General features: G+C 41.9%; 7 protein-coding genes. 6 read left to right on the top strand and 1 reads right to left on the bottom strand.

The genetic code is table 11. From position 1 onward, the window contains the following. Window positions 1-14: 14 nt before the first annotated feature. Window positions 15-626, bottom strand: a complete 612-nt coding sequence (rpsD, locus tag HMPREF9088_RS02595) for a 30S ribosomal protein S4 (RefSeq protein WP_007207570.1) — start codon at window positions 624-626, stop codon at window positions 15-17. Window positions 627-975: 349 nt separating this feature from the next. Here rpsD and HMPREF9088_RS02590 point away from each other — a divergent pair, with 349 nt between their 5' ends. The 6 genes from HMPREF9088_RS02590 (at window position 976) to mutL (ending at window position 8,501) form a co-directional block, all read left to right on the top strand. Then, the gene (locus HMPREF9088_RS02590; RefSeq protein ID WP_040366158.1) at window positions 976-1,773 is read left to right on the top strand and encodes a formate/nitrite transporter family protein; all 798 of its coding nucleotides are present in this window, start codon (window positions 976-978) and stop codon (window positions 1,771-1,773) included. 101 nt (window positions 1,774-1,874) lie between these two features. After that, window positions 1,875-2,654 carry a Cof-type HAD-IIB family hydrolase gene (locus HMPREF9088_RS02585; protein WP_007207567.1) on the top strand — a complete coding sequence of 260 codons (780 nt, stop codon included), beginning with the start codon at window positions 1,875-1,877 and terminating at the stop codon, window positions 2,652-2,654. Window positions 2,655-2,794: 140 nt separating this feature from the next. Continuing rightward, window positions 2,795-3,592, top strand: coding sequence for a TIGR00282 family metallophosphoesterase (locus tag HMPREF9088_RS02580; RefSeq protein ID WP_007207566.1), 798 nt, complete (start codon window positions 2,795-2,797; stop codon window positions 3,590-3,592). An 18-nt stretch (window positions 3,593-3,610) separates the two neighbouring features. Next, window positions 3,611-3,988 carry a YlbF family regulator gene (locus HMPREF9088_RS02575; protein WP_007207565.1) on the top strand — a complete coding sequence of 126 codons (378 nt, stop codon included), beginning with the start codon at window positions 3,611-3,613 and terminating at the stop codon, window positions 3,986-3,988. Continuing rightward, complete coding sequence (gene mutS, locus HMPREF9088_RS02570) at window positions 3,972-6,512, top strand: DNA mismatch repair protein MutS (RefSeq protein ID WP_007207564.1); 2,541 nt, start codon at window positions 3,972-3,974, stop codon at window positions 6,510-6,512. Before HMPREF9088_RS02575 ends, mutS begins: the two co-directional genes overlap by 17 nt. An 18-nt stretch (window positions 6,513-6,530) precedes the next feature. After that, the gene (mutL, locus tag HMPREF9088_RS02565) at window positions 6,531-8,501 is read left to right on the top strand and encodes a DNA mismatch repair endonuclease MutL (protein WP_007207563.1); all 1,971 of its coding nucleotides are present in this window, start codon (window positions 6,531-6,533) and stop codon (window positions 8,499-8,501) included. The last annotated feature ends 284 nt before the right edge of the window (window positions 8,502-8,785 follow it).

Raw genomic sequence — 8,785 nt, 5'->3', positions numbered from 1 at the left:
TCTTTTTGTTTGTCTTACAGTTTTTGGTTGTAGAATTCGACGATAAGAGCTTCATCGATATCTGGATAAAGTTCGTCACGTTCTGGTAAACGAGATAATGAACCTTCTAATTTTTCATCATCAAAGCTTACAAATGCTGGACGACCAACAGTTGATTCAACTGCTTCTTTCACGATTGTTAAGTTTTGAGATTTTTCACGGACGCCGATTACTTGACCAAGATCTACATGGTAAGAAGGGATATCAACGCGTTTGCCATCAACTGTGATGTGACCATGGTTTACTAATTGGCGAGCTTGACGACGAGTCGTTGCAAGACCAAGACGGTAAACAACATTGTCTAAACGTTGTTCAAGTAAGATCATGAAGTTAACACCGTGTTTTCCTTCTTTAATCTTGCTTGCTTTTACGAATAACGTACGGAATTGACGTTCATTCATACCGTACATATGACGTAGTTTTTGTTTTTCAGTTAATTGTTGACCATATTCAGAACGAGAGCCACGGCTGTTTGGTCCGTGTTGTCCTGGTGCGTATGGGCGACGAGCTAATTCTTTCCCAGTTCCAGATAATGAAATTCCTAGACGACGAGAGACTTTCCAAGAAGGTCCTGTATAACGAGACATTTAAAATTCCTCCAATAAAATATAGTTTGTTGGAGTAAAATAATCCGATGAAACAATCATCACACATGTAGTTTGTTCTTCAATCTTCACCTTTGCAGCCGCGGTTACACAATTGAACCCTAATAGGCAACAAACTAGGGATGTCTGACTATCTTTCTGCTGCATTATTTTACACATCTTTCATATTACTTTACCTGTATAGTATTTGTCAACTTCCAAGTCAGAAAAGGAAGCAAGAAAGCAAGCTTTATTTTTCAGATAATTTGTTTTTCTTTTCACAAAAGTACTTTACAAATGACGCATTGCTGATTAAAATGATGCTAAGACTAATATATAAAGGTGGGGTATGATGAACCCAGTATCACCCTTGTTTGAGAAAATTGATTCTTCCATTTCAAAGAAAGTGGATTTGATCGATACAAGTTACGTAAGGTATGCGGTGCGTGCAATGTTGGCTTGTTTATTTTTGACGTTAGGAACGGGCATTGCATTTGCGGTCGGTATCAAAGCAGAAGAATTGCTACCGGGCAGTGGTAAATTGTTGTATGCATTTATGTTCAGTTGGTCACTTGTGATGATTTTGTATATGAATGCGGAGTTAGGGACGTCTAATATGCTATATATGACAGCTGGTGTCTATCGGAAACGTCTCGGTGCCGGTAAGGCTGCGAAAATTTTGTTTACGTGTATTTTGTTTAACTTGATTGGTGGCGTGTTGTTTGCTTACCTTCTTTCGTTGACGGGACCATTTCAACATGTGGCGAGTGATGGCTTTTTGGTCCATGCTTTATCCGGTAAGCTGGCTAAGTCAACGATTCAGATTTTAATAGAAGGAATGTTTGCTAATATTGTGGTAAATACGGCTGTTCTAGCTAGTATGCGCATGAAAGACGACGGCGGAAAAGTCTGGGCGATTATTTTTATCATTTTTATCTTTGCCTTTTTAGGTTTTGAGCACGTTATTGCTAATTTCCCAGCCTTTGCATTGGGCTTTTTTGTGACTGGTGGCAATTTACCAGGTATGACCATGGGTGCTGTGGCACATAATTTGTTTTTTGCGTTTATCGGTAATTACATTGGCGGCGGCGTAGTGATTGGTTTGGTTTACGCATGGCTAAATAATTCCAACTCACGCTATGTTGATTAATAAGGTAAGACTGTTCTTTTGTTTGATGACAGAGACAGTCTTTTTTTATAGAAAATAGGAAGCGTATTCGTTATGATAGAAAAAAAGGAGTGAACGAGAGAATGGAACGAAAATTAATCGCCTTTGATTTAGACGGTACTTTACTAAACAATCAAAAACAACCGCTGGCAAGCACAGTGGCTGCAATCAATCAATTAAAGCGTCAAGGACATGCCGTGACGATTGCCACAGGGCGTAATCGTCGACTAGCACAGCCGGTCATCGAACAATTAGACTTTGAGCATGCGGTACTGTGCAATGGATCGGTGGCATTTGCTGACCATCAGTTGGTCTATGAGCACACCTTAGCGCCGGATGCATTTGAGCAGTGCTACCGTGATTTATCTGAACGAGCAATAGATGTCGCTGTGATTGGCTTAGATACGACTAAGCGACTGACGACATTTAATGAAGGGCAAATGGATGAGGCGATGTCCTCATTTGGATCGGTCGTGCCGGAGCTTGAAGCAGATTTTTATCAGAAGCATGCGATTTATCAAGGGCTAGCTTTTTATAATGAGACACAGGAGTTCGATACGTCGGTGTATGATACGTTTGATTTTGTTCGTTGGCACCCGGAATGTGTGGATATGATACCTAAGAATGGCTCAAAGGCTGTCACGCTGTTGAAACTGGCTGAGCAGCTAGGGATAAAACAGGAAAATGTGATTGCATTTGGTGATGGCATGAATGATCGCGAGATGCTAAAAGAAGTCGGCTTGGGAATCGCGATGGGCAATTCTTCGGATGAAGTGAAGCGTCAAGCCGATATGGTGACGGCTAGTAATGAGCAAGATGGCATTTGGCAAGCATTGGTCAAGTTAAAGCTAATATCTAAATAATAGTATGGACTACAGGAGAAAACAATCAATCTATCAGACGTTGAATGACGGCGCAAAGATTTGATTGTTTTCTTTTTTTCGCTGAGGGTGTGTAATATGATAAAATAAAGAAGTGTAACGAAGAGAGAAGAGGGAAATAGATGCGAATTATGTTTATTGGTGATGTGGTAGGTTCATTAGGAAGAGAGACCATCACCACCTACTTGCCAAAACTAAAGAAAAAATATCATCCGCAAGTGACCATCGTGAATGGCGAGAATGCTGCCGGTGGTCGCGGAATTACGGAGAAAATATATAAAAAATTTTTACAAGATGGTGTCGATGTCGTCACGCTTGGCAATCATACGTGGGACAATCGCGATATTTTTAACTTTATTGCCGATGCAAAAAAAATGATTCGCCCGGTCAATTTTCCTAAAGAAACACCGGGTGTAGGCTGTGTATATGTCAAAGTAAATGCAAGCGAGCTAGCTGTGATTAATTTGCAAGCCCGGACGTTTATGACGGCGATTGATGATCCTTTTACTGCCATCGATCAGCTATTAGAACAAGTCCACAAGAAGACGACCAATGTCTTTGTTGATTTCCATGGGGAAACGACGAGTGAAAAGCAAGCGATGGGCTGGTATCTAGATGGGCGTGTATCCGCAGTGATTGGCACGCATACCCATGTCCAAACTAATGATGCGCGTATTTTACCAAAAGGCACTGCCTATTTAAGTGATGTTGGCATGACCGGTCCTTATGATGGCGTATTAGGGATGAAGAAGGAAGCAGTGATTGAAAAATTCATTACCGCATTGCCACGAAGATTTGAAGTAATCGAAACTGGACGCAGCATTTTGAGTGGCTGTGTCATTGATATTGATGATTTAACAGGAAAAGCACGTCACATTGAACTCATTCAGATCAGTGAAGATCGCCCGTTTTTAGAATAAGAGAAGGAACGAACCAATATGATAGAGGACCAAAAGATTCAACTCTCGCTAGAACAATTAAATCAGCTGCTTGCGGATTATCCAGCCATTAAAGAATTTCAAGAAATTCAAAAGCAAGCCAAGAAAAACCCACGATTACTAGCGTTAGAAGAAGAAATCAAGCAAGCGCAAAAAGAGGCGGTGCAATTTGCACACTATGGCAAACCTGAGGCAGAAAAAGAAGCAATCCGCAAAATTGATGCACTAACACAAGAGTACAACCAACATCCGGTGGTGCAGCTATACCGAGAATCACTAGCTCAAGCCAATGAATTGCTCCAATATGTGACGCAAACCATCCAAAAAAATGTGAATCAAGCGATTGAGGAGGGGACAAAGCATGCCTCAGAAGACTAAGCAAACACCGATGATGGAGCAATATTTTTCAATAAAAAAAGACTACCAAGATGCGTTTTTATTTTATCGACTAGGGGACTTTTATGAATTGTTTTATGACGATGCGGAAAAGGCAGCGCAAATCTTAGAGCTGACCTTGACCAGTCGCAATAAAAATGCGGATGACCCTATCCCAATGTGTGGCGTGCCTTACCATGCGGCCGCTGGTTACATTGATACATTGATTGAAAAAGGCTACAAGGTCGCTATTTGTGAACAAGTCGAAGATCCGAAGACAACAAAAGGGATGGTCAAGCGAGAAGTCATTCAGTTGATCACACCAGGGACTGTCATGGATGGCAAAGGACTGCACTCAAAAGAAAACAATTATTTGACCGCAGTTATCAAAGATGGCGACGACTATGGCATTGCCTATGCAGATCTGAGCACTGGTGAAATGAAGGCGACAGTCGTCAGTGATGAAGACATTGTCTTTAATGAGTTGGCGACATTGGAGACCAAGGAACTGATCGTTGCCCAGCCCTTACCAGATAATCTGACCAAACGGATCGAGCAGCGATTAGGTGCAGTCATGTCGGTGCAAGCGACCGAACAACAAGTAGGTGGCTTAGCGGATGCAATCACAGAGCCACTTGCTAAGCAAGCAGTAGAATTGTTGCACGCATATTTGCAACGAACGCAAATGCGGCAACTGGGTCATTTGCAGCCAGCCCAATTTTACCAAACAGACCACTACTTAAAAATGGACTACTATTCAAAATATAACCTCGAATTGACACAAGCAATCCGCACGGGGAAAAAACAAGGGACATTATTGTGGTTATTAGATGAAACAAAAACAGCGATGGGTGCACGTTTGTTAAAACAATGGATTGATCATCCGCTGATTCAACAAGCTGCTATTGAGCGAAGACAGCTGCAAGTAGCTTCTCTATTGCATGCTTTTTTTGAGCGGGTTGACTTACAAGAAAGTCTAAAAGGTGTCTACGATTTGGAGCGGCTTGCAGGTAGAATCGCATTTGGCAATGTGAACGGACGCGATTTGTTGCAATTAAAGCATTCCTTGCAACAAGTGCCGCAAATTCAGGCGATTATTGCCGGTATCAATTACGAGGAATGGACTGCTTTGCTGACGGAGTTGACGCCACTAGAAGATGTCGTAGCGCTAATTGATGAAGCCATCGCAGAGGATGCGCCGTTACAAATCACGGAAGGCAATGTCATAAAAGTAGGCTACGACTCGCAATTAGATCAATACCGAGAAGCGATGAGAAATGGAAAGCAATGGTTGGCGGAATTAGAAGCAAAAGAACGACAAGAGACAGGAATTAAAAATCTAAAGGTTGGCTACAATCGAGTATTCGGCTACTATATTGAAATTAGTAAGGCCAATATCGTAAATCTTACCCAGCCAGAGCGCTACGATCGCAAGCAGACATTGGCGAACGCCGAGCGCTTTATTACTCCTGAATTAAAAAAATTAGAAGCACTGATTCTAGAAGCTGAGGAGAGGTCGACTGAATTAGAGTATCGATTGTTTATTGAAGTCCGCGAACAAGTCAAACAAGCCATCACACGTTTGCAAGCACTAGCCAAAGCAATCAGTACGGTCGATGTCTTGCAAAGCTTTGCGACAATCAGCGAACGCTATCAGTACGTCAAACCAAACATGAATCAGCAGCAGAAATTGGCTATTGTCCAAGGGCGTCATCCAGTTGTTGAGAAAGTACTCGGGCAACAAGAATACATTGCCAACGACATTGTAATGGATCAAGAGACGTTCATATTATTAATTACCGGACCGAATATGTCAGGGAAAAGCACCTATATGCGGCAATTAGCGCTGACAGTTATCTTGGCTCAAATCGGGTGCTTCGTGCCAGCAGAATCGGCAGAATTACCGATTTTTGATCAGATTTTTACCCGAATTGGGGCAAGCGATGATTTGATTGCTGGTCAAAGTACGTTTATGGTAGAGATGATGGAAGCCAATCAGGCGTTGCAACATGCGACGGTCAATAGCTTGATTCTATTTGATGAGTTAGGGCGAGGTACCGCGACTTATGATGGGATGGCCTTAGCTCAAGCGATTATTGAATACATTCATCGAGATATCCGGGCTAAGACGTTGTTTTCTACGCATTACCACGAGTTAACGGTCCTAGATCAAGAGCTAGCGCATTTGCGTAACCAACACGTAGGGGCTGTTGAAAAAGAAGGAGAGGTCGTCTTTTTACACAAGATGATGACTGGACCGGCCGACAAAAGCTATGGTATCCATGTGGCTAAGCTTGCCGGCTTGCCAAAAGAGCTCTTAACACGGGCATCAGTGATTCTTCATTCACTTGAATCGCAAGCCCAATCACCGATGGCTCATATAGACGAGCCTGTCGAGCAACTCAGCCTCTTTCAATCACAGCAGCAGTTTGTCTGTGAAGAAGTCACGCAGTTGAATCTCTCGCAAATGACACCGATAGAAGTGATGCTGAAAGTAGCAGAATGGCAAAAAAAATTAGTCGACTAATAAAGGAGGAGCAAGCCAGTGAAAATCAAAGAGTTATCTGAACAATTAGCGAACCAAATCGCGGCAGGGGAAGTTGTCGAACGTCCTGCCTCGGTAGTGAAAGAGCTAGTAGAAAACGCACTAGATGCTGGCAGTACTCAAATTGATATCCTATTAGAGGACGCAGGATTAAAAAAAATACAAGTCGTAGACAATGGAGAAGGGATTGCCGACGAGGATGTCGAGAATGCATTTAAGCGTCATGCGACGAGTAAAATTCATCATCAAGCTGATTTGTTTCGGATTCGGACCTTGGGCTTTCGTGGTGAAGCGTTACCTAGTATTGCCTCGGTATCTGAAATGACTATTGAAACAGCAAGCCAAGGTGCGACAAATGGCTCGATTGTTCATCTCCAAGGTGGTACCATTCTTTCACATAAAATGGGACCTTTAAGAAAAGGAACCAAAATCGTTGTCGAGAATTTATTTTTTAATACGCCTGCTCGTTTGAAATACGTCAAAACATTTCAGACGGAGTTGGCAAATATCGGCGACATCGTTAATCGTTTGGCACTCAGTCACCCATCCGTTGCCTTCCGCTTGGTTCATGATGGTAACAAAATGACACAGACAGCCGGCAATGGTGATCTAAAGCAAACCATTGCGGGTATCTATGGTCTGCAAACAGCTAAAAAGATGTTGGTAATTGCCGCTGACGATCTAGATTTTCAGATAAAAGGTTATATTTCACTGCCAGAAGTGACAAGAGCCAATCGCAACTACTTATCCCTTATTATCAATGGCCGATTTATAAAAAATTACGCCTTGAATAAAGCGATTATTCAAGGTTACGGCTCGAAGTTAATGGTCGGACGGTTTCCAATCGCGATTATCGAGATAACGATGGATCCACTTTTAGTTGATGTTAATGTCCATCCGACCAAACAAGAAGTGCGGCTCTCAAAAGAAACTGAATTGACGCAGTTATTGAAGTCGGCTATTGTAGAAGCGTTAAAAGAACCATCGCTTATTCCAAACGTCGGTCAACAAAAGGAATTCAAGCAACGTTTCCAAGAAAAACAGACAATGGAGCAGACCTCTTTGCCGCTCACGCAAGCAAACGACAAGCCGCTAGTCTATGATGCGGCATCAGGAGATTTTTTTGTCCCGGGGGATACCCAAAAACTAGAGAAAGTGCCACCCACCGATTCTGTGGAGCCCACCTATGAAGCTACACAGCAGCCCCTTGATACAGCTGCGCAACAAACAAGCACGGAAAATAGGACAACCATTCCCAAAATTGCAGAGGAATTGGCTCGTTTTGACGAAACGGTTCATGATACAACGGCGATTTCTGTGCAAATGGTTGAAAAGATGCTTCATGAAAAGCCAAGTACACAGCGCTTTCCAGAATTAGAATATTTTGGCCAGATGCATGGCACGTTTCTTTTTGCGCAAGGAGAAGACGGACTCTATATTATTGACCAGCATGCCGCACAGGAACGAATTAAATATGAGTATTACCGTGAACAAATAGGAGAAGTCAGCCGAGATTTACAAGAGTTAATTATTCCAATTGTGCTAGAATACCCAGCAGATGATTATTTGCGAATCATCGAAGGAAAAGATACATTAGAACAAGTTGGTCTATTTTTAGAAGACTTTGGTCAATATACACTGATTATTCGTGCACACCCGACATGGTTTCCAGCAGGCCAAGAAGAACAAGTCGCCAAAGATTTGATTGATATGTATTTGGCGACGGGAAAAGTAAGTGTCAAAAGCTTCCTTGAAGCAACTGCCATTATGATGAGCTGCAAACGATCCATCAAAGCCAATCATTATCTAGATGATAAGCAAGCACGAGCTTTATTAAAGGAATTAACCACGTGTGAAAATCCCTTTAATTGTCCACATGGTCGGCCGGTTTTGGTTCACTTTACATTAAGTGATATGGAGCGAATGTTTAAACGAATCCAAGATCCACATCAAACAAGAGCAACGGAATAACGACAAGCACTCCTGGCGTATTAACCAGGAGTGTATTTTTTAAAAAAAGTGTTGACGACTGCCGATATCGATGGTAATATAACGAAGTTGACTTGTTACAAGATAGTTAAATACTGATAAAACAGTTTTTAAATCTAAAAAACATATTGACAAATAACATTGCATTTGATAAGATGATCAAGTCGCTAACAAAGGATAACAACTGAGATTTAAAAAATAAAAATTAGTTGTTGACATCACGTTGGAACGATGTTATGATATAAAAGTTGTCACAGCACAACAAT

Origin of the sequence: Enterococcus italicus DSM 15952 (genome assembly GCF_000185365.1) — a bacterium.
GTDB classification, from domain to species: Bacteria; Bacillota; Bacilli; order Lactobacillales; family Enterococcaceae; genus Enterococcus_G; species Enterococcus_G italicus.
Note: the sequence above shows the minus strand (reverse complement) of the source record. Positions and strands in the feature narration are given on the sequence as shown.

What these genes read in the sequence shown, in the direction of transcription:
- rpsD (WP_007207570.1), bottom strand. Translation starts at nt 626, where the DNA reads ATGTCTCGTTATACAGGACCTTCTTGGAAAGTCTCTCGTCGTCTAGGA.
- HMPREF9088_RS02590 (WP_040366158.1), top strand. Translation starts at nt 976, where the DNA reads ATGAACCCAGTATCACCCTTGTTTGAGAAAATTGATTCTTCCATTTCA.
- HMPREF9088_RS02585 (WP_007207567.1), top strand. Translation starts at nt 1,875, where the DNA reads ATGGAACGAAAATTAATCGCCTTTGATTTAGACGGTACTTTACTAAAC.
- HMPREF9088_RS02580 (WP_007207566.1), top strand. Translation starts at nt 2,795, where the DNA reads ATGCGAATTATGTTTATTGGTGATGTGGTAGGTTCATTAGGAAGAGAG.
- HMPREF9088_RS02575 (WP_007207565.1), top strand. Translation starts at nt 3,611, where the DNA reads ATGATAGAGGACCAAAAGATTCAACTCTCGCTAGAACAATTAAATCAG.
- mutS (WP_007207564.1), top strand. Translation starts at nt 3,972, where the DNA reads ATGCCTCAGAAGACTAAGCAAACACCGATGATGGAGCAATATTTTTCA.